Annotated in this window: 17 protein-coding genes and 1 pseudogene; 8 read left to right on the forward strand and 10 right to left on the reverse strand. The window is 65.8% G+C overall.

The annotated features are described in order from the left end of the window. Window positions 1-3 precede the first annotated feature (3 nt). Window positions 4-1,458, reverse strand: a complete 1,455-nt coding sequence (locus BJ987_RS04525) for a wax ester/triacylglycerol synthase domain-containing protein (RefSeq protein ID WP_209884962.1) — start codon at window positions 1,456-1,458, stop codon at window positions 4-6. 132 nt (window positions 1,459-1,590) lie between these two features. On the opposite strand from BJ987_RS04525, the gene qcrB reads away from it, so the two are divergent. Further along, window positions 1,591-3,228, forward strand: coding sequence for a cytochrome bc1 complex cytochrome b subunit (gene qcrB, locus BJ987_RS04530; protein ID WP_209884964.1), 1,638 nt, complete (start codon window positions 1,591-1,593; stop codon window positions 3,226-3,228). A 65-nt stretch (window positions 3,229-3,293) separates the two neighbouring features. Here qcrB and BJ987_RS04535 read toward each other — a convergent pair whose 3' ends face one another. Beyond that, the gene (locus BJ987_RS04535) at window positions 3,294-3,503 is read right to left on the reverse strand and encodes a DUF397 domain-containing protein (RefSeq protein WP_209884966.1); all 210 of its coding nucleotides are present in this window, start codon (window positions 3,501-3,503) and stop codon (window positions 3,294-3,296) included. 413 nt (window positions 3,504-3,916) lie between these two features. Between BJ987_RS04535 and BJ987_RS37130 the strand changes: the two are divergent. From BJ987_RS37130 to BJ987_RS04550, 3 genes and pseudogenes are all read left to right on the forward strand, one after another. Continuing rightward, window positions 3,917-4,255, forward strand: a pseudogene (locus BJ987_RS37130) (DUF309 domain-containing protein); the annotation flags it as partial. Between the two features lie 284 nt (window positions 4,256-4,539). Continuing rightward, window positions 4,540-5,487 carry a tRNA glutamyl-Q(34) synthetase GluQRS gene (gene gluQRS, locus BJ987_RS04545; RefSeq protein ID WP_209884970.1) on the forward strand — a complete coding sequence of 316 codons (948 nt, stop codon included), beginning with the start codon at window positions 4,540-4,542 and terminating at the stop codon, window positions 5,485-5,487. A gap of 131 nt (window positions 5,488-5,618) precedes the next feature. Beyond that, on the forward strand, window positions 5,619-6,338 hold the full coding sequence (locus BJ987_RS04550; protein WP_209884972.1) for an RDD family protein: 720 nt from the start codon (window positions 5,619-5,621) through the stop codon (window positions 6,336-6,338). Window positions 6,339-6,342: 4 nt separating this feature from the next. Here BJ987_RS04550 and BJ987_RS04555 read toward each other — a convergent pair whose 3' ends face one another. Beyond that, window positions 6,343-6,858 carry a DUF4190 domain-containing protein gene (locus BJ987_RS04555; RefSeq protein ID WP_209884974.1) on the reverse strand — a complete coding sequence of 172 codons (516 nt, stop codon included), beginning with the start codon at window positions 6,856-6,858 and terminating at the stop codon, window positions 6,343-6,345. Between the two features lie 37 nt (window positions 6,859-6,895). On the opposite strand from BJ987_RS04555, the gene BJ987_RS04560 reads away from it, so the two are divergent. Continuing rightward, window positions 6,896-7,669 (forward strand): queuosine precursor transporter, encoded by a 774-nt coding sequence (locus tag BJ987_RS04560; RefSeq protein WP_307869474.1) that lies wholly within the window; start codon window positions 6,896-6,898, stop codon window positions 7,667-7,669. A 66-nt stretch (window positions 7,670-7,735) separates the two neighbouring features. Then, a complete protein-coding gene (locus tag BJ987_RS04565) occupies window positions 7,736-8,047 on the forward strand; it encodes a chorismate mutase (RefSeq protein ID WP_209884977.1) in 312 nt (103 codons plus the stop codon). Here BJ987_RS04565 and tgt read toward each other — a convergent pair. The 5 genes from tgt to BJ987_RS04590 all read right to left on the reverse strand — a co-directional run bounded on the left by tgt (window position 8,031) and on the right by BJ987_RS04590 (window position 14,243). Further along, window positions 8,031-9,290, reverse strand: coding sequence for a tRNA guanosine(34) transglycosylase Tgt (tgt, locus tag BJ987_RS04570; protein ID WP_209884979.1), 1,260 nt, complete (start codon window positions 9,288-9,290; stop codon window positions 8,031-8,033). The two genes, BJ987_RS04565 and tgt, sit on opposite strands and share 17 nt — an antisense overlap. 28 nt (window positions 9,291-9,318) lie before the next feature. Then, window positions 9,319-11,280: an ABC transporter ATP-binding protein gene (locus tag BJ987_RS04575; RefSeq protein WP_209884981.1), complete on the reverse strand. Its 1,962-nt coding sequence runs from the start codon at window positions 11,278-11,280 to the stop codon at window positions 9,319-9,321. Continuing rightward, window positions 11,277-13,010, reverse strand: coding sequence for an ABC transporter ATP-binding protein (locus tag BJ987_RS04580; protein ID WP_209884983.1), 1,734 nt, complete (start codon window positions 13,008-13,010; stop codon window positions 11,277-11,279). Before BJ987_RS04580 ends, BJ987_RS04575 begins: the two co-directional genes overlap by 4 nt. A 72-nt stretch (window positions 13,011-13,082) precedes the next feature. Further along, complete coding sequence (locus BJ987_RS04585) at window positions 13,083-13,601, reverse strand: RrF2 family transcriptional regulator (RefSeq protein ID WP_209884985.1); 519 nt, start codon at window positions 13,599-13,601, stop codon at window positions 13,083-13,085. A gap of 48 nt (window positions 13,602-13,649) precedes the next feature. Continuing rightward, window positions 13,650-14,243: a TetR/AcrR family transcriptional regulator gene (locus tag BJ987_RS04590; RefSeq protein ID WP_209884987.1), complete on the reverse strand. Its 594-nt coding sequence runs from the start codon at window positions 14,241-14,243 to the stop codon at window positions 13,650-13,652. Between the two features lie 207 nt (window positions 14,244-14,450). On the opposite strand from BJ987_RS04590, the gene BJ987_RS04595 reads away from it, so the two are divergent. Together BJ987_RS04595 and BJ987_RS04600 are read left to right on the forward strand one after the other, a co-directional pair. Next, window positions 14,451-16,790 carry an MMPL family transporter gene (locus BJ987_RS04595; RefSeq protein ID WP_209884990.1) on the forward strand — a complete coding sequence of 780 codons (2,340 nt, stop codon included), beginning with the start codon at window positions 14,451-14,453 and terminating at the stop codon, window positions 16,788-16,790. A gap of 216 nt (window positions 16,791-17,006) precedes the next feature. Next, complete coding sequence (locus BJ987_RS04600) at window positions 17,007-19,304, forward strand: MMPL family transporter (RefSeq protein ID WP_209884991.1); 2,298 nt, start codon at window positions 17,007-17,009, stop codon at window positions 19,302-19,304. Window positions 19,305-19,371: 67 nt separating this feature from the next. Here the strand turns inward: BJ987_RS04600 and BJ987_RS04605 are convergent, their stop codons facing one another. Both BJ987_RS04605 and BJ987_RS04610 read right to left on the reverse strand, forming a co-directional pair. Beyond that, window positions 19,372-19,623 (reverse strand): hypothetical protein, encoded by a 252-nt coding sequence (locus BJ987_RS04605; RefSeq protein ID WP_372446835.1) that lies wholly within the window; start codon window positions 19,621-19,623, stop codon window positions 19,372-19,374. Between the two features lie 124 nt (window positions 19,624-19,747). Then, window positions 19,748-19,948 (reverse strand): hypothetical protein, encoded by a 201-nt coding sequence (locus tag BJ987_RS04610; protein WP_209897830.1) that lies wholly within the window; start codon window positions 19,946-19,948, stop codon window positions 19,748-19,750. Between the last annotated feature and the right edge of the window lie 192 nt (window positions 19,949-20,140).

Genomic DNA, 20,140 nt, shown 5'->3' on the forward strand with positions numbered 1-20,140 from the left:
GACTCACGGTCCGTGGGCGGCTCGCACCTCCCCGACCGCCGATTCGAGCCGCGCCAGATAGGCGTCGATATCCGGTACCGCGCTCGCGTCGGCGTGCACGGAAATGGTGACGGTGTCGCCGAGGCCGTGCACGCCGTGGGTGAGGTGCATGACCGAGCCGATGGCGGGGAACCCCGCCGTGAAACGGACAGGGCCGCCGAAAGACAGGTCCGCGGGTCCACGGTGCACGCTGGAGACGACGGTGTGACCGGCGATCGCGTCCGGAACCGTGTCGAGCGGGTACCGGTCGATATCGCGACGCAGCAGTGCGGCCGGGGTGACGGCGGTGACACGGTCTTGAACCGTGAGCAAGGGGTGTTCGGCGCGGGTGCGGCGAGCGGCCAGGGTGGCGGCGATCTGGTCGGCGCGGCGACGGAGGTCGGGTTCGCCGATGTGCAGGTCGACGCCCAGACTGCGGTAGTTGTTGCGGGACAGGCTCTTTCCCGGCAGCGCCATCGGAACCTGGGCGCCGGAACTGTCCACAGGCTTCCCCAGGGATGCGAGATGGTTGGGGAGAGCCAGCGAGACGGCGGTCAGGGCGACCACGGTCACCGTCCGGCCGGGGATACGCAGTTCGTCGCTGGGGTACACCAGCATTCGGGCCTGATGCGCGGTGTCCCGTTCGGCGTTGGCCCGATTCACCAGGCTGGGGACGAAACTCGGTCCGGGGCCCGGCAGGAGCCCCGTTTCGGTGAGCTCGGCCAAGGTCTGCTGTGCGCGATAAGCGTGGAAACCGCGCACCATCGTTTGCGCCACCTGTATCGGTGCTCGCAGCAAACCGGCCACACCAGCTGTCACCCCGAACGCGGTCACCGATTCCCTGACCAGCCGAAATCCTGGGCGGCACCGGGGATGCCGCGGCGGTCGGCTGGGCTCGGCATGGGCTGGGTGGACATGGGCTGGGTCGGCCCCACCGAAAAGCATGCGGGCCAACTCCGCGGCGCGTTTGCCGTCCGCCAGCGCGTGCGACATCTGTATCACCACCACGGTGGCCAGTTCGGCCGGATCGGATCGCATCGGTGCACCGGCGATTCCGCGGAACACGTGCAGCCGCCACGGCCGGTCCGCCGCATCCACACCGGTATCGAGCAACTCCCCCAGCGCCGCCTGCACATGGGCCCAATCCGGCCGGGGCAGAGCATGTTCCACGAACTGGTCGGCCGCGAACTCGCATCGCACCCAGGACGGATAGTCGAGATCACCGGGCACCTCCCGCAGTCGCACCCGCAGATCCGGGATGAGCGCACCGCGCTGTTCGACGTGTGCGCGTAACTCGTCGGTCGGCACCCCCGAGTCCGCGAAGCTGTACAGCAGGAACAGGTCGTTGCGGGTGCGCTTGGACAGCCAGTATATGGTGGCGTCCGCTGGGGCCGTGCGGTTTCGGCCGTGCGTGCGCTGTCCCCTGGTCCGAATAACCACGCAGGCGACCCTATCGGTACCGGCGCACACGGTGCGCCCGGCCGGATTTCGCAAACCCATCGATTCCCGGCGCAGCCGCTGCTACCGTCTGTAGTAGAACCATTCCACTCACCCAGGGGCGGGGTGCAGGCCATGACCATTCCGGTAGCTCGCAAGGCAAGTGCGCAGGCGGACGCGACGGATCAGCGATATCAGGCGGCCGCGTTCCTGAAACGGTCGATCAACAAGATCTTCCCCACGCACTGGTCGTTCCTGCTCGGTGAGATCGCGCTGTACACCTTCATCATCCTGCTCTTGTCCGGGGTGTATCTGACCTTGTACTTCGACCCGTCGATGAGCGAGGTCGTCTACGACGGCGCCTATCAACCGCTGCGCGGCGTCACCATGTCCCGCGCCTACGAGACCTCGCTGAACCTCTCCTTCGAGGTGCGCGGCGGCTTGTTCGTGCGGCAGGTACACCACTGGGCCGCCCTGCTTTTCGCGGCATCGATCATCGTGCACCTGTTCCGCGTCTTCTTCACCGGCGCGTTTCGCAAACCGCGCGAAGCGAACTGGGTGATCGGCGCGATTCTGCTGATCCTGGCCATGTTCGAGGGCTACTTCGGTTACTCCCTGCCGGACGATCTGCTCTCCGGCACCGGCCTGCGGGCGGCGTTCTCCTCGATCACCCTGGGCGTGCCGGTGGCCGGCACCTGGTTGCACTGGTTGCTGTTCGGCGGCGACTACCCGGGCACCATCATCATTCCGCGTCTGTTCATCGCGCATGTGCTGCTCATTCCCGGCATCATGCTGGCGCTGATCGCGGCGCACATCGCGCTGGTCTGGTATCAGAAGCACACCCAGTACCCGGGTCCCGGCCGGTCGGAGAAAAACGTGATCGGCGCGCGGATCGTGCCGGTGTTCTCGCTGGATCAGGGCGCGTTCTTCGCCTTCACGCTGGGCATCGTCGCGATCATGGGCGGCCTGCTGCAGATCAATCCGGTATGGAACATGGGTCCGTACAACCCGGCGATGATCTCGGCGGGTACCGCGCCCGATTTCTACATGATGTGGACCGACGGCATGATGCGGCTCATCCCGCCGTGGGAGCTGTACATCTTCGGGCACACGGTGCCCGGGTCGTTCTGGGGCGCGCTGATCATGGGGCTGGTCTTCACCCTGCTGATCGCCTACCCGTGGATCGAGAAGCGGCTCACCAAAGACGTTGCGCCGCACAACCTCCTGCAGCGGCCGCGGGATGTACCGGTACGCACCGCGATCGGTGCCATGGTGATCACCTTCTATCTGGTGCTCACGTTGACCTGCGTGAACGACGTCATCGCCTTCAAGTTCGACATCTCGCTGAACGCGACGACCTGGGCCGGGCGCATCGGCGTGCTGTTGCTTCCACCGCTGGCCTACTTCATCGCCTACCGGATCTGTCTCGGCTTGCAACGCAGTGACCGGGCCGTCCTCGAACACGGGATCGAGACCGGCGTGATCCGCCGGCTGGCGCACGGGGAATACATCGAACTGCATCAGCCGCTGGGGCCGGTCGACGAGCACGGGCACCCGGTTCCGCTGGAGTACCAGGGCGCACCGGTGCCGAAGAAGATGAACCAGCTCGGCGCCGCGGGCAAACCAGGCACCGGCAGCTTCTTCCGGGCCGATCCTTGGCAAGAATCCGAACGCAACCTGGCGTCCGACCACGAAGCGGAACGTAAACAACTCGCGGTGCTACGCCGGGTGCAGGAGCAGAATCAGGCGCCGGGTAACGGGCACCAGAAGTAACACCAAGGCCCCGAGCCTGTGCTGCTCGGGGCCCCGTGCTGACTGCTTCGGATAAAGCCTGTGTTTCAGGATTGTCCGAATTCCCCAGCGGATACGCCGCTGAGAAACGCATCCCATTCGCCCGGGGTGAACGCCAACACCGGGCCACATCCGTTGTCTTTGGTGTCCCGAACCGCGACGTTGCCGTCGCCCACCATCGCGACTTCCACGCAGTTCCCATCGGGACCGCTGTATGTGCTCTTATGCCACACAGCATCCGTCAAATCGAGATTCACAGCACTAGCTCCTTTGCCATGTCGAAACCAGGAATTTTCTTCGGACCGTTTCCAGCGTCGAAACTCGGCGAGACCGCCGAATCTCCCTGCGCGCCCGTAAGCCGCGCGCAACATTTACGGTGCGTCTTTTCGCACTGTAGTTCGAGGTGAATTACACCCCCGGGGCTGTCCCCGCGCTTGAAACAGTAGCAGGTATCCGCAGAATTTGCCGATGTCTTGCTCGGTCAAACCTCAATTCTGCCAACGTTGCGAAGATGCGATGTTGCTATAACTTTGCTAGCTGTCCACATTCTTTCCACAGGACGATCTACCGCAAACTTTTGGTCGCCGTGATTAGCTCGTGATACGTCACCTATCGCGTTTCTAGATCAACCGGGGTACCCCGCGAGCGATGCATCGTGGATGATGGTTTCATGGTCGAACGCCCCCGCGACGAGGCAGGTCGCGCCCGCAACCCCCGTCCCCGTGACCGATTCGGTCGCCCGCTGCCGCTCGGCAGCGTCGGCGTACCGCGAATTCCCGATGATCTAGAACTCCCGCCCCAGCAAACTCTAAACCTGGCGCAGCAACTGCTGGATGACGGCTTGGCATTCAACGCGCACGAGGTATTAGAGGCGGCATGGAAGAACGGACCGTTCGCCGAAAGGATGCTGTGGCAGGCTCTGGCGCAATACGCGGTCGGAATCACGCACATCCAGCGGGAAAATCCCAAGGGTGCGCGCACGCTACTGGAGCGCGCGGTGACCCGGTTGCTCAGCTACGCGCCAGTAGATAGCGGAGAATCGAACAGCGGTCCGAATATTGACAATTGCGAAGACAATCAAGGCGACTACCAAATTGCGAAAGCGACGCGAACCGAGGGTCCGGAGGCGGTAGCGCAGCGTGCCCGCGCCGAGCCCGGCGAGCACCCCCGATCTGGCGCCGTGCCATACGGGATCGACCGCGACGGACTCATCGCGCACGCCCGCGGGCTACTGGCGGCACTCGACGCCGGGACGCCGATCGGCCCGGAGGATCTGAAGCCGCGCCTGGCAAAATGATCTCCGTGCACACCGACCCCGCCCAGCAGTCGACCGCGGGCGCGGGCCGGTACGCACCGAGTCCCAGCGGAGATCTGCACCTGGGCAATCTGCGCACCGCTGTGCTGGCCTGGCTCTTCGCACGCAGCACCGGACGCCGCTTCCTGATGCGCATCGAAGACCTGGACCGAGTCCGCCCGGGCGCCGCCGAACGCCAGCTCGCCGACCTGGCCGCCATCGGCTTGGACTGGGACGGCCCGGTGGTCCGGCAATCCGAGCGGCTGCCGCGCTACACCGCGGCCATCGATCAGCTCACCGCCGCCGGCCGCACCTACGAATGCTTCTGCACCCGAAGGGAAATCCAGCAGGCCGCGACCGCGCCGCACGGACCGATGGGCGCCTACCCGGGCACCTGCCGGACGCTCACCGCCGAGGCGCGGGCCCGGCATCTCGCCGACGGCCGCCCCGCCGCACTGCGCTTACGCGCGGACACCACCGACTTCGAGATCATCGACGAACTACACGGCCGCTACCGCGGCGCGGTAGACGACCTGGTGCTGCGCCGCGGCGACGGCCTGCCCGCCTACAACCTGGCCGTCGTGGTCGACGACGCGGCACAGGGCGTCGATCAGGTGGTGCGCGGCGACGACCTGCTCCCCTCCACCCCGCGCCAGGCTTACCTGGCCACCCTGCTCGGGTTGCCGGTCCCGCACTACGCCCATGTCCCGCTCGCGCTGAACCCGGCCGGGCAGCGGCTGGCGAAACGGGATGGCGCCGTCACGCTGGCCGACCGTCTCGCCCTCGGCAACACGCCCGAGCAAGTGATGGCGGTACTGGCCGATTCGCTCGGATATATTGCGAGCTCACCGGCCCAGCTCCTGCACCAGTTCGATCCCGCGCGGCTGCCGCGCGAGCCATGGATCGTGCGGGAGAACGGGTTGTTGCGACCCGACGCGGGTCCGTAACGTACGCAGGCGACCGAAGTTGGCTGATCGACCGATCACGACGCGGGCCGAGCTCAGGGTCCGGAGGCGGTAGTGCAGCGTGACCACGCAGGACCCGGTGAGGGCCGCGAATCCGACACAGAGGACGACCTATGACTAGCGGTGGGTACGACCCCAACCAGAACCCGCAGGGCGAGCAGCCGTACGGGCAGCAGCCGTATCCCCAAGGCGGGCAACAGTATCCACAGGGCGATCCCTACGGGCAGCAACCGCAGTACGGGCAGGATCCCTACGGTCAGCCGCAGTACGCCCAAGACCCCTACGCACAGCAGCAGCCTTACGGCCAGGATCCCTACGCCCAGCAGCAGGGCTACGACCAGGATCCTTACGCACAGCAGCAGGGTTACGGTCAGCCCTACGGGCAGGGCTATACCTATGCCGGATCCGGAACTCCGGCCGATCTCGGTGTCCGCGTCGGCGCCCGGGTGATCGACACGTTGATCGTCCTGATTCCGGTGAACATCATCATGCGGGTGCTCTACGGCAGCGGGAGCGGCTTCTTCGTCGGCGTCAGTGTGCTGGGCGCGATCGCCCTGACCCTGTATTTCGTCCTGATGGAGACCCAGCAGGGCACCACGCTCGGCAAGAAACTGCTGGGCCTGCGGGTGCTCGGCCCGGGCAGCGCGCCCAAGGTCACCGCGGAACAGTCGCTCAAGCGCAACCTGTACACGATCGTCTACGTGATTCCGTGCATCGGGCAGATCGCCTCGCTCGCGTTGATCATCTACATGATGATCACCACGTCGCAGGACCCGAACAAGCAGGGCTGGCACGACAAGTTCGCCGGCGGCACCCAGGTGATCAAGGGCTGAGCAGTCAGGCCCCGCTGAAGATGACGAGGCCCCAGTACAGGATGGTGAGCACGATGCCGCCGACGCCGACCCAGATGCCCGCCTGGGCCATACCGCGGCCCTCCTGATACGGGTTCTCCTTCAACTGGTTCAGCGCCAGCACACCGAGCACGATGCCGACCAGCGAGCCGATGCCGCAGCTGCAGACGCCGACGATCGAGGCGACGAGCGCGCCGATGGCCAAACCATTGGTCGAACTCTGCGCCGGGGCGTAACCGTAGGGCTGATACCCCGGCGGGCTCGGATAAGCGGGACCCGGGGCCTGCGGAAACTGTTGCGGCCCGGACTGATACGGCTGCACCGGCGGCTGCTGGTACTGCGGCTGCGGAGCCGGCTGCTGCGGATACTGCGGCGCCGAGGGATACCCCGACGGTTCGGAAGTCGGGTACTGCGGAGTCGAGGGCTGTGCGCCGGAATCAGCCGACACGCCTTCACCGCCGTACTGCTTCCACCATTCGTCGGAATCGCCGGGCTTCGTCATGGCTACAGGGTATGTGAGACCTGGTTGTATAAAGCTTGTGAGTGACTTACAGACAAACCCAGCACACGACGGGTCTGGACACCCCGCGCCGAACCATGCGGCATTCGCCCAGGTCGCGCGGGGGTACTACACACCCATTGTGGCGCTGTTCACGGCCACACTGATCATCTCCAATGTCTGCGCCAGCAAGGGCGTGGAGTTCTTCGGCGGTGCATCGCTGTCGGTCGGCCCGTTCCAGATCCTGCCCATCGGTACCGACGGCGCCTTCTTCCTCTTCCCGCTGGCCTACGTCCTCGGTGATGTGCTCAGCGAGGTCTACGGGTTCCGCGCCACCCGTCGCGCCATCTACTACGGCTTCGGCGCGCTGCTGCTGATGGTCGCCTGCTTCAGCATCGCGGTGCACCTGCCGGCGGCCGGTTTCTACGAGCACCAGGAAGCGTTCCGGACCGTGCTCGGCGTCAGCTGGCGTCTCGTGCTCGCCGGGCTACTCGGCTATTTCGTGGGCCAGCTGCTGAATTCCGCGACACTGGTGCTGATCAAGGAGCGGACCAAGGAAAAGCATCTGTGGGCCCGGCTGATCGGCTCCACGGTGGTCGGTGAATTCGCCGACACCCTGATCTTCTGCTCGATCGCCGCCGGCGTCATCGGTATCGAGACCTGGCAGCAGTTCCTCAACTACCTGATCGTCGGCTTCCTCTGGAAGACGCTGGTCGAACTCCTGGTCATGCCGATCACCTACCAGGTCATCGCGCTGCTCAAGAAGAAGGAACCGACCTACGCGCCCAAGGAATCCGATCCACTACACGTCTGACCACCCAGCGCCTGCGCGCCCTCGCCGACCGGCGGGGGCGCGTTCGTTTGGCTAGAGTCAGCGCTCGTGTCCGTTCCCCAGTCCCTCGCCGAAGTCCGCGCTCGGATCGACGCCCTCGACGGCGACCTGATCCGGTTGCTTGCCGAACGGCAGGCACTGGTCCGGGCCGCCGCCACCTTCAAAACCGATCAGCGGGCGGTGCGCGCACCCGATCGGGTCGAGCGCGTCGTGGCGCTGGCCCGGGAGCGCGCGACCGAGTCCGGTTTGGCGCCCGAGGTGGCGGAAGCGGTGTGGCGGGCCATGATCGGGGCGTTCGTCGAGCTCGAACTGACCGAGCACGCCGAGCTGACCCGCGGCGGAGCTACGACGGGGTCTTGATCCGGCCCTGCCAGACGCCGAGGGTTTCGGCCTTGAACTCGTCGAAGTAGCCGCCCAGGATCGACTCTCGAATACGGTCCACCAGACGCACCGTGTAGCGCTCGTTGTGAATGGTGCACAGGGTCGCGGCCAGCATCTCCTTCGCCTTGAACAGGTGATGGATGTAGGCGCGGCTGTAGTTCGCGCAGGTATAGCAATCGCAGGTGTCGTCGATCGGGGTGAAATCCCGGCGGAAGCGGCTGGTGTTGATGTTGAACCGGCCCTCGGCGACATAGATCGCGGCATTGCGCGCGACCCGGGACGGGTTCACGCAGTCGAAGGTATCGGCGCCGTTCTCTACCGCCGTGAAGATGTCCTCCGGCTCGCTGATGCCGAGCATGTGCCGCGGCTTTTCCTCGGGCAACTCGGCACAGCACCAGCCGACGATGGTGCCCAGATTGTGTTTCTCCAGCGCGCCGCCGATGCCGTAGCCGTCGAATCCGCTGCCGCCGCTGCCGCGCAACTCCTCCAGGCCGCGGCAGGCCGAACGGCGCAGGTCCTCATATTGCGCGCCCTGGATCACGCCGAAGAGTGCCTGGTAGGGGCGGTGCGCCCGCTCGGCGGTCAACTTCTCGTGCTCGTCCAGGCAGCGCTTGGCCCACAGGCGCGTGCGTTCCAGCGACTTCTCTTGGTAGCCACGGGTATTGAGCAAGGTGGTGAGCTCGTCGAAGGCGAACATGATGTCCGCGCCCAGCTGATGCTGGATGCCCATCGACACCTCGGGCGTGAAGCGGTGCTTGGAGCCGTCCAGGTGCGAACGGAAGGTGACGCCGTCGTCGTCGACGGTGGCCAGGCGCTCTTTGCCCTTGGCGATCACGTCGTCGTTCTGCACGCCGACGGCCTCCATGGCCAGCACCTTCTTGAAGCCGACACCCAGCGACATCACCTGGAAGCCACCGCTGTCGGTGAAGGTGGGGCCGTCCCAGTTCATGAACTTCGCGAGGCCGCCCGCCTCGTCCACGATGTCGGGGCCGGGCTGCAGGTACAGGTGGTAGGCGTTGGCGAGCAGGGCCTGCGACCCGAGTTGCTTCATGGTCTCCGGCAGCACCGCCTTCACCGTCGCCTTGGTGCCCACCGGGATGAACGCGGGCGTCGCGACCTCGCCGTGCGGTGTGCTGATCACCCCCGCGCGGCCGTGGCGCCCGCCGTCCAGCCGGGCATCGATGCGGAACGAGAACTGTTCGGGGTCAGACACGGGATACATCTTCCCAGGTGGCCATCCCGCGCCGCGCTCAGCTCTTGCCCAGGGCCACCGCGCCCGGTTCGGGATCTTCGAGGGTGCCTGTGCCGTCGGTGAGGGCGGCGGCGAACTGGGCGTTGTAGAGGCGGTAGTAGGCGCCGCGCTCCTGCAGCAACCGTTCGTGGTTGCCGTGCTCGACGATGCGGCCCGCCTCCATCACGACGATCAGGTCGGCGTCGCGGATGGTGGAGAGACGGTGCGCGATGACGAAGCTGGTGCGGTCGCGGCGCAGGGCCGCGGTCGCGTGCTGCACCAGGAGTTCGGTGCGGGTGTCGACCGAGCTGGTCGCCTCGTCCAGGATCAGGATGGACGGTTTGGCCAGGAACGCGCGGGCGATGGTGATGAGCTGCTTCTCACCCGCGCTGACGCCCGAGCCCTCCTCGTCGATGACGGTGTCGTAGCCGTCGGGCAGCGCGTGCACGAACCGGTCGACGTAGGCCGCGCGGGCGGCCTCGAGGATTTCGGCTTCGGTGGCGTTCGGGTTGCCGTAGGCGATGTTCTCCCGGATGGTGCCCTTGAACAGCCAGGTGTCCTGCAACACCATGCCGATGCGGGAACGCAGGTTGTCGCGGGTCATCTCGGTGATGTCGACGCCGTCGATGGTGATGGCGCCCGCGTCGAGTTCGTAGAACCGCATCAGCAGGTTCACCAATGTGGTCTTGCCCGCGCCGGTCGGGCCGACGATCGCGACCACGTGACCGGGTTCGGCGACCAGCGAAAGCCGTTCGATGATCGGCTTTTCCGGCTCGTACCGGAAGGAGATGCCCTCGAATTCGACGCGCCCGCGATCCAGCGGACGGGTGCTCTCCATGACCGGATCGGGCGACTGCTCCTCCGCGTCGAGGATCTCGAAGATGCGCTCGGCCGAGGCCACGCCGGACTGCAGCAGGTTGGCCATCGCGCCGATCTGCGTGAGCGGCTGGCTGAACTGCCGGGAGTACTGGATGAACGCCTGCACCTCACCCAGCGAGAGATTGCCGGTGGCCACCCGCAGGCCGCCGACCAGGGCGACCAGCACGAAGTTCACGTTCCCGAGGAACATGATGGACGGCATGATGAGGCCGGAGATGAACTGCGCTTTGAAGCTCGACTCGTAGAGTTCCTGGTTCCGCTTGTCGAATTCCTCGCCGACCTCGCGGCTGCGGCCGAACGCGGTGACCACCTCGTGCCCGGTGTAGGCCTCCTCCACCTGGGCGTTGACCAGACCGGTGTATTTCCACTGGTTCACGAAGTGCGGCTTGGATCGTTTCGCGATCTGCGCGGTGATGACGATCGCGGCCGGCACGGTGAGCAGCGCGATCACCGCCAGCAGCGGCGAGATCCAGAACATCATGATCAGGATGCCGAGGACCGTGAACAGCGAGGTCAGCAGCTGACTCATGGTCTGCTGCAAGCTCTGCGAGACATTGTCGACATCGTTGGTGACGCGGCTCAGCAGGTCGCCGCGCGGCGAGGTGTCGAAATAGCGCAGCGGCAGCCGGTGGATCTTGTCCTCGATATCGCTGCGCAGGCGCTTCACCGTGCGGTTGATGACGATATTGAGCAGGTACGCCTGCAGCCAGCCGAACACCGAGGCGCCGATGTAGAGCGCCAGTACCAGCATCAGGACCCGGCCGACCGCGTCGAAATCCACGCCGACACCGGGCGTGACGTTCATGGCGCCGAGCATGTCGGCGAAGGTGTTGTCGCCGTTGGCCCGAAGTTGTTGAATGACTTGCTCTTTGCTGGCGCCGGCGGGCAGCTGTTTGCCGACCGCGCCGTCGAACACCAGGTTCGTCGCCTTGCCGAGCAGGTACGGACCGAGCGTGTTCAGCACCACCGAGATGACGACCAGCGCGATGATCAGGCCGACATGCAGCCGCTCCGGCGCGAGCCGGCGCATCAGTCGTTTCAGCGACGGTCCGAAGGACTTCGGCTTCGCGTCCGGCGCACCGGGATTGACGCCGGGCCTCATCGCACCTCCTCCGCGCTGAGCTGGGATTCGACGATCTCCTGGTATTCGGGACAGTCACGCAGCAATTGCTCGTGCGTACCGATGCCCGCCATCGCCCCGTCCTCCAGCACCACGATCTGATCGGCGTCGCGGATGGTGGAAATCCGTTGCGCGACAATGATTACCGAAGCGTCCCTGGTCACCGGCCGCAGCGCGTCCCGCAGGCGGGCGTCGGTGGCCACGTCCAGGGCGGAGAACGAATCGTCGAACAGATAGATCCGCGGCTGCCGGACCAGCGCTCGGGCGATCGCCAGGCGCTGGCGCTGACCGCCGGACACGGTGGTGCCGCCCTGGGCGACCGGGGTGTCCAGGCCCTGCGGCATATCCCGCACGAAATCGTCGGCCTGCGCGATTTCCAGAGCGCGCCACAGTTCTTCGTCGGTGGCGTCGGGTTTGCCGTAGCGCAGGTTGCTCGCGACCGTCCCGGAGAACAGGTAAGCCTTCTGCGGCACCAGGCCGATCTGTTCGCGCAGCAGCTCGAGATCGAGGTGGCGCACGTCGGTGCCGCCGATGTACACCGCGCCATCGGTGACATCGATGAGCCGCGGAATCAGATTGAGCAGCGTGGTCTTGCCCGCGCCGGTGGATCCGACGATCGCGGTGGTCGTCCCCGGCCGCACCTCGAACTTGATCGCCTTCAGCACCGGCTTCTCCGCGCCCGGGTAGGCGAATTCGGCGTACGAGATGTCCACCGCGGCCGGGTCGGAAGCGAAGGATTTCGGGAACTTCGGCGGCACCACCGAGGTCTCTGTCTCCAGTACCGCGCCGATCCGATCGGCCGAGACCGCCGCGCGCGGGGCCATCATGGCCAGGAACGAGGCCATCATGACGGCCATCAGGATCTGCATGATGTAGGACAGCATCGCGGTGAGCGATCCGATCTGCATCTGCCCGGATTCGATGAGGTGCCCGCCGAACCAGATGACCGCGACGGCGGTCAGGTTCGAGATCAGCATGACCGCGGGGAACATCAGCGCCATCAGCTGGCCGACGCGCAGCGAGGTCTCGGTCAGCTCCGTATTCGCCAGCCCGAAGCGCCAGGTCTCCTGCCGTTCCCGGACGAACGCGCGGACCACCCGGATACCGGTGATCTGCTCGCGCAGCACCCGGTTCACCTCGTCGATCCGGTGCTGCATATCCCGGAAGCCCGGCACCATGCGGGCCACGATGAGCCCCATCGAGACGGCGAGCGCGGGCACCGCGATCAGCAACAGCCAGGACAGCCCGAAATCTTCGCGCAGCGCCATGAAGATGCCGCCGAAACACATGATCGGCGCCATCACCAGAATGGTCGCCGACATCACGATGAGCAGCTGAACCTGCTGAATGTCATTGGTATTGCGGGTGATCAGCGACGGTGCGCCGAACAGTCCGACCTCCCGCGCGGAGAAGGTACCGACCCGATGCAGCAGCGCCCCGCGCATATCGCGGCCCGCGGCCATCGCGGCCTGCGCGCCCAGATACACCGAGCAGGCCGACGCGACGATCTGCACACCGGTCACCGCGAGCATCCACAGACCGGTGTTCCAGATGTATCCGATATCGCCCTTGGTGACGCCGCTGTCGATCAGATCGGCGTTCAAACTGGGCAGATACAGCATCGCGATAACCGAGATCAGCTGAAGCACAACAACCCCCGCCAGCTGGGCGCGGTAGGGGGCCAGATAGGTGCGGAGCAGTCGGATCAACATGATGTCAGGCAGGCTACCGGCTGGCGCTGACGCCCGTCGCGAGGTTTTGCCGGGCCGCCCGCTATGGCGTGCTCAGCTGGGCTGCGGGTGCGGTTCCCGGCGCGCCCACGCCCCCGGGTCGGCGACCAGCGCGCCGACGAAATCCGGGAGCTGGTCCTCGGCGATGTCACCGATCGACACGTTCTCCAGCACCGCACGCAGATTCACCCGCACCGCGATCCACACCCGCTGCAGCGGTTCGGCCACGCCTTCGTATGCGACGTCCTCGGGCCGCTCGCCGCGCACCGAGGCCAGCGGACCCTCGACCGCGCGGATCACATCGGCGATGGAGATATCGGTGGCGGGGCGCGCGAGCCGGTAACCGCCGTCGGGCCCGCGCCGGCTGATCACCAGTTCGGCCCGGCGCAATTCGCCGAGCACGGTCTCGAGCACCTTCGGCGGAATGTGCTGCGCGCCCGCGATGGCGTCGGCCTTCAGGGGGGCGGCGGACAACGAAGTCGGCGGGGGTGCGTTCAGCGCGGTCAGCTGGGGCGCGCGGGCGATTTCGAGCAGGGTTCGCACCGCGTAGTCGACCTTCGCGGTGATATGCACTGCCTGCTCCCTGAATTCGATGGCGTCCCCGAAGAGAAATCTACTGCGTCAGCGCGTGCCGCAGGCGGTGAGTACACAGGTGGCCGCATCCAGCAGCGTGGTTTCGACGAGGGTCTCGTCGGCCCCCGGCGCGATCTCGCTGGAGAACAACGCCACCTCAAGCACTTGCAGGGCCGCACTCGCCCGCAGCTTCGCCTCGGGGCTCGGGTGCGGGCCGGCCAGCCAATCCCCCAGTTGCCGGCTGAATTCGAACATGTCCGGGTAGCGACCCGCCATCGCGTTGAGAATGGCGACGGTGTCGCGCACGCACAGCGCGCCGGCGTCCCGGTTGCGCAGCATGCCGCGAATGTAGGCCTGCAGTACGGTCCGCACGCCCTCGGCGCTGTAGGGCACAGTCTTGATGTCCTCGGCCACCGCGCGCATGTTCTCCACGATCGGACTGACGATCGCGACAAGCAGATCCAGCTTCGAGGGGTAGTGATAGTAGAGCGAGGCCTTTGTGATTCCTACCGCATCCGCGACCTCGCGGAGGCTGGTCTGCTCGAATCCTTTGCTGCCGAACAGCTCCACCGCGGCGTCCCGAATCGCCGTTTTAGTCCCACTACCTGCGGAAACGGATTCTCTCGTCGCTGAGGTGTCCATCGGAGTCCTGTTCTACTCACTGAGCCGCGCCCACTGTGCCACTGAAAATAGAGGTTGTACCTCCGCTTAGCCGCTCGGTAGTCTACCTACCGCACGGTAGGCAGAAAGCGTCAATGGAGGCGAGGGCCATGCAGGGGCCCCGCGAGTGCTGTCTACGGGCCTCGGATTTCAGCACGTCCCAGTGTCTTTCGCTTAGGAGTATCCCTCGTGTCCGTATTTCTCTATAGATGGGGAAAGTTCGCTTTCCGCCGGAAATGGATCGTGCTTCCCGTCTGGCTGGTCCTGCTGATCATCGTGGGCGGCGTGGCCGGTGCCATCAGCAAACCGATGAACGACGATTTCTCGATGCCGAACCTGCCGTCCGAGCGGGCCACCGAGATCCTCGACAAGCACTTTCCCGGCATGTCAGCGCAATTCAGCATGGACGCCGTCCTCGGCACCTATGTGATCAAAGCGCCGGAGGGCCAGAAGCTCACCGATCCGGCCAACAAGACCGCCATCGACGACCTGATCGCGAAACTGCGCGAACTGCCGATCGTCGACACCGGCAATGCCAACAAGCCGCTCGTCAACCCGGTCACGGTGGCCGAGAACATGCCGATCGGCCCGGAGAAGTCGATCAACTGCGTGGCCGTCGATCGCGGCGGCGACGAGGCCAAGTCCTATTGCGCCGGTGCGCCGTTGAACGTGCTGGGCGACCAGCCCGACACCGTCGCGGTGCTCGAGGTCCCGTTCAAGATGGCGACGATCACCGATGTCACCCCCGAGGATCGGGCGCTGGCCTACGACGTCGCCGACGCCGCCCGTAATGCCGGCCTGACCGTCGAAATGAGCGGCTCGCTGCCGCTGCAGCAGGAAGCGCCGAGCGCCTCGTCGGAAGCGATCGGCTTCGGCGTCGCCTTCCTCGTCATGATCATCGCATTCGGTGCGCTGATCGCCGCGTTCGTGCCGCTGATCACCGCGATCGTCGGCCTGGGCCTGGCGACCTCGACCATCCTGCTCGGCACCTCGTTCCTCACCATCCCCACCTTCACGCCGATTCTGGCGACCATGATCGGCATCGCGCTGTCCATCGACTACGCGCTGTTCATCGTCTCCCGGTACAAACACGAACTCGTCGTGCAGGATTCACCCGAGGAAGCCGCGGGCATCGCCCTGGGCACCGCGGGCTCGGCGGTGGTGTTCGCCGGGCTCACCGTCATCATCGCGCTGACCGGCCTGAGCATCGTCGGCGTGCAGTTCCTGACGTTCATGGGCCTCGGTGGCGCGATCGCCGCCGCGTTCGCGGTGCTTACCGCGATCACGTTCCTGCCGGCCCTGATGGGCGCGTTCGGACGATTCCTGTTCAAGCCGAAGGTGCCCTTCGTCGCCAAGCACGACCCGGAGGACGACAACTCGGTCACCAACGGCACCCGGTTCGCCCGCGTCATCGGCAAGATGCCGCTGGTGACCTTCATCCTGAGCGTCGTAGTGCTCGGTGCGCTGGCCGCACCCGCGGCGGGGATGAACCTCGGTCTGCCGGGCGAGGGCAGCATGGCCAAGGACACCACCGTCCGCAAGGCGTACGACATCCGGACCGAGGGCTTCGGCGAGGGCAGCAACGGTCTGCTGAACATCGCGGTCGATCTCACCGATGTTCCTGCCGCGCAACGGGAACCCGCGCTCACCGCACTGCGGGAGAAGATCGCGTCCTACCCCGACATGGACTATCTGACCGCGACCATGTCCAGCGCCGACGGCGCGGGCGCGATGTTCAACGGCGTGCCGAAGTCCGGCCCGAACGAGCAGGTCACCAAGGACCTGGTCAAGCATGCCCGCGACGCCGAGGGCGCGTTCCAGGCGGAGTACGGCATGGAGTACGGCGTCACCGGTGTCACCGCGATCTACGCCGATGTCGACAATGTGCTGCTCGGCAAGATCGTGCCCTACCTGGCCATCGTGGCCGGCGCCGCGTTCCTGCTGCTGATCCTGGTGTTCCGCTCGATCCTGGTACCGCTGACCGCGGCGCTCGGATTCCTGCTGTCCATGGCGGCGACGTTCGGCGCGACGGTGCTCATCTTCCAGGAGGGCGCGTTCGGCCTGATCGCGGATCCGCAGCCGATCATCAGCTTCCTGCCGATCATGCTGATCGGTTTGGTGTTCGGCTTGGCCATGGATTACCAGGTGTTCCTGGTGACCCGCATGCGCGAGGAATTCGTGCACGGCAAGTCCGCCAAGGAAGCCATGATCAGCGGTTACCACCACGGTGCCCGCGTGGTCACCGCCGCCGCGGTGATCATGATCTCGGTGTTCGGCGGCTTCATGCTGATGCCGGACGCGACGGCAAAGTCGATGGGCTTCGCACTGGCCGCGGGCGTGTTGTTCGACGCGTTCCTCGTCCGCATGGTGCTGATCCCGTCGCTGCTGGTGCTCATGGGCAAGTGGGCCTGGTGGATCCCGAAGTGGCTGGACCGGATCCTGCCGGATATCGATGTGGAAGGCGCCAAGCTGCAGGGTCTGCAGCGCAAGGCCGTCGAATTGCAGAAGGAGCCGGTCGGCGTGAGCTGACCTGTCCCGAGTGACGCTCGGCCCCGCACCTGACTTCAGGCGCGGGGCCGAGTGCGTTTCCCCTTCATAACTAGGTGCCGTCAGTTCTTGATCTTGTGTCCGGTCCGCAGCAGACTCAGCAACAAGTTCCGTTCTTCAGCTCGGTTGTCCACCGGCGCTCTTCGGACCGGTGAGCACGTCCTACCAGGATCGATCCGATCACCGCGAGGAGAACCCGTGTCCGTCTGGCTATATCGGTGGGGAAAGTTCGCCTTTCGCCGCAAATGGATTGTGCTGCCCATCTGGCTGCTGCTGTTCGTGATCCTGGGCGCGCTCGGCAACGGGCTGAAGGAGCCGATGACCAACGACTTCAGCATGCCGAACCTGCCCTCGGAGCGGGCGACGAACATTCTCGACAAGCACTTTCCCGGCATGTCCGAAGGCTTCGAATTCGACGCCGTCACCGGCACATACGTGATCGGCGCGCCCGCGGGCCAGAAGCTCACCGACCCCGCCAACCATGCCGCGATCAAAGAACTGATCGGCAAGGTGGAAACGCTGGGCATCGTCGACCACGGCAAACCGATCGTCGACCCGATCGAGGCCACCGAGAAGATGGGCTGCCTGGTCCCCGACGCCGATCCCACCAAGTGCAGCGGTGCGCCGCTCAACGTGCTGAACAAGACCGCCCCGGACACGGTCGCCTACTTCAGCGTCCCGTTCACCATCACCGACTTCACCAAGGTCACCGCCGAGGACCGAAAGTCCGCCTACGACGCGGGCGACGCGGCGCGGTCCGCCGGGCTGACGGTCGAGATGAGCGGCAGCATCGCCATGGAGCAGGAGATGCCGAGCGGCAAGTCCGAGATGATCGGTATGGGCGTCGCGTTCCTGGTCATGATCATCGCGTTCGGCGCGATCGTGGCCGCGTTCGTCCCGATCATCACCGCCATCATCGGGCTCGGCGCGGCGACGTCGCTGATCTTCCTCGGCACCTCGGTGCTGTCGGTGCCCAGTTTCACCACGTTCCTCGCCTCGATGATCGGCATCGCGCTGTCCATCGACTACGCGCTGTTCATCGTCTCCCGGTACAAACACGAACTGGCGGTGCAGGATTCGCCGGAGGAGGCGGCGGGCACGGCGCTCGGTACGGCCGGTTCCGCCGTGGTGTTCGCCGGTCTCACCGTGATCATCGCGCTGGTCGGACTCGGCATCGTCGGGGTGCGATTCCTGACGTTCATGGGCCTCGGCGGCGCTGTCGCGGCCGCGTTCGCGGTGCTCACCGCCATCACGCTGATGCCGGCGCTGCTCGGCGCGTTCGGGCGCTTCCTGTTCAAGCCGAAGCTGCCCTACATCGCCGCGGACGACCCGGAGGACGACAGCGTGGTCAGCGTCGGCACCCGCGTCGCGCGGGTGATCGCTCGCGCGCCCTGGGTGACGCTCGGGCTGAGCGTGCTGATCCTGGGTCTGCTCGCCGCCCCGGCCGCCGGCCTGAATCTCGGCCTGCCCGGCGAGGACAGCATGCCCAAGACCTCCACCGTCCGTAAGGCCTACGACCTGCGCACCGAAGGTTTCGGCCCGGGCAGCAACGGCATCCTGCAGGTGGCGGTGGATCTGACCAATGTGCCCGCCGACCGGCGCGCGGCCGCGTTGACCGCGCTACACGACAAGCTCGCGTCCTATCCGGACATGGACTACGTGACCGAGCCTATGCTGAGCCAGGACGGCAGCGGCGCGCTGCTCGAGGGCGTGCCGAACGACGGGCCCAATGCCAAGGGCACCAAGGATCTGGTGTCGGAGGCCCGGGACGCCGAAGCGCAGCTGAAATCCGAGTACGGGATGGAATACGGCATCACCGGCACCACGGCCATCTACGCCGATATCGATCACGTGCTGCTCAGCAAGATCGTGCCGTATCTGGCGATCGTGGCCGGTGCGGCGTTCCTGCTGCTGATCGCGGTGTTCCGCTCGATCCTGGTGCCGCTGACCGCGGCGCTGGGCTTCCTGCTGTCCATGGCGGCCACCTTCGGCGCGACCGTGCTGATCTTCCAGGACGGCAAGTTCGGCCTGATCAAGGATCCGCACGCGATCGTCAGCTTCTTGCCGATCATGTTGATCGGCTTGGTGTTCGGTCTCGCCATGGACTATCAGGTCTTCCTGATGACGCGCATGCGGGAGGAATACGTGCACGGCAAGTCACCGACGGAAGCGGTGATCAACGGTTACCACCATGGGGCCCGGGTGGTCACCGCGGCCGCGATCATCATGATCTCGGTGTTCGGCTCGTTCCTGCTGGAGACCGACGCCACCGCGAAGTCGATGGGTTTCGCCTTGGCGGTCGGCGTGCTGCTGGACGCGTTCCTGATCCGGATGGTGCTGATCCCGTCGCTGCTGGTGCTGCTGGGCAAGTGGGCCTGGTGGATGCCGGGATGGCTGGATCGCATCGTGCTGGACATCGATATCGAGGGCACGAAACTGCGCGCACTGCAAGATGATTCATCGAAATACGCGGACTCCGGCCCCCGGTCCACCTGAATCGTCCACGACCGAGCCCCCATGCGGAACATGGGGGCTCGGTGTTTGCCGGAGGGCCTGCGACCGATCAGCCACTCGGCTGCGGCAAGGTGCACTGCCCGACCTTCGGGTTCACTCCCGTGTAGTTGAGGGGGCCGGAAACGGCCGTGAGGGCGATGGTGGCGAATCCGGAGCAGGTAATCGGACCGTTCGTGAAATAGCCACGCTGACCCGCGGCAAAGAGCCCGGCGACCAGCCAGGCCAGGAGCAGGAGGCTCGCGATCTTGGCGGGGAGACCGTGCTCGCGCTCCGATCGCCCATAAGAGGCACGTTCGCGCATAATTATCGCTCCCTTCCCCTTCGACCGTACGCGCGCGATGGTGACTGGCCGGTGGCTGTTCGACCAGGGGATGGGAACGCCCGGCTCCCGTATCCGGCAGCCGGGCGTGGTCCGTACGACTTACCTACGGACTGGGTTGCGGCACATCGCAATCGTCGACCTTGGGGTTGACGCCCATGTAGTTGAGCGGCCCCGCGATCACCGTCACGACGATCGTGCCGAACCCGGCGCAGTTGACCGGCCCGCTGTCGAAATAATTTCGCTGAGCTGAGGCAATCACACCGATCAGCAGCCAGATCAGAACTATGACACTTCCGATTCTCATGTAACTCTCGCGCATCTTCTCTAGCGGACGATCGGCGACGCATGGCACGCCGCTCCTTCCCGCTGCCTATCCGGTGTGCGGTATACCCCCGCCCGCGAGATTTACCCCCGGTTCGGACCTGCGGTTCTTGACTTCAACATTACTTCAGGTTGTTGGCTGGGGTCATGAGCGACGCACGGGCCGGCCGGCCGG

Origin of the sequence: Nocardia goodfellowii (assembly GCF_017875645.1) — a bacterium.
Lineage (GTDB): Bacteria > Actinomycetota > Actinomycetes > Mycobacteriales > Mycobacteriaceae > Nocardia > Nocardia goodfellowii.

Excerpts from the sequence above, each read along its gene's own strand:
- qcrB (WP_209884964.1), top strand. The coding sequence starts at position 1,591 with ATGACCATTCCGGTAGCTCGCAAGGCAAGTGCGCAGGCGGACGCGACG.
- gluQRS (WP_209884970.1), top strand. The coding sequence starts at position 4,540 with ATGATCTCCGTGCACACCGACCCCGCCCAGCAGTCGACCGCGGGCGCG.
- BJ987_RS04550 (WP_209884972.1), top strand. The coding sequence starts at position 5,619 with ATGACTAGCGGTGGGTACGACCCCAACCAGAACCCGCAGGGCGAGCAG.
- BJ987_RS04555 (WP_209884974.1), bottom strand. The coding sequence starts at position 6,858 with ATGACGAAGCCCGGCGATTCCGACGAATGGTGGAAGCAGTACGGCGGT.
- tgt (WP_209884979.1), bottom strand. The coding sequence starts at position 9,290 with ATGTATCCCGTGTCTGACCCCGAACAGTTCTCGTTCCGCATCGATGCC.
- BJ987_RS04575 (WP_209884981.1), bottom strand. The coding sequence starts at position 11,280 with ATGAGGCCCGGCGTCAATCCCGGTGCGCCGGACGCGAAGCCGAAGTCC.
- BJ987_RS04580 (WP_209884983.1), bottom strand. The coding sequence starts at position 13,010 with ATGTTGATCCGACTGCTCCGCACCTATCTGGCCCCCTACCGCGCCCAG.
- BJ987_RS04590 (WP_209884987.1), bottom strand. The coding sequence starts at position 14,243 with ATGGACACCTCAGCGACGAGAGAATCCGTTTCCGCAGGTAGTGGGACT.
- BJ987_RS04605 (WP_372446835.1), bottom strand. The coding sequence starts at position 19,623 with ATGCGCGAACGTGCCTCTTATGGGCGATCGGAGCGCGAGCACGGTCTC.
- BJ987_RS04610 (WP_209897830.1), bottom strand. The coding sequence starts at position 19,948 with ATGAGAATCGGAAGTGTCATAGTTCTGATCTGGCTGCTGATCGGTGTG.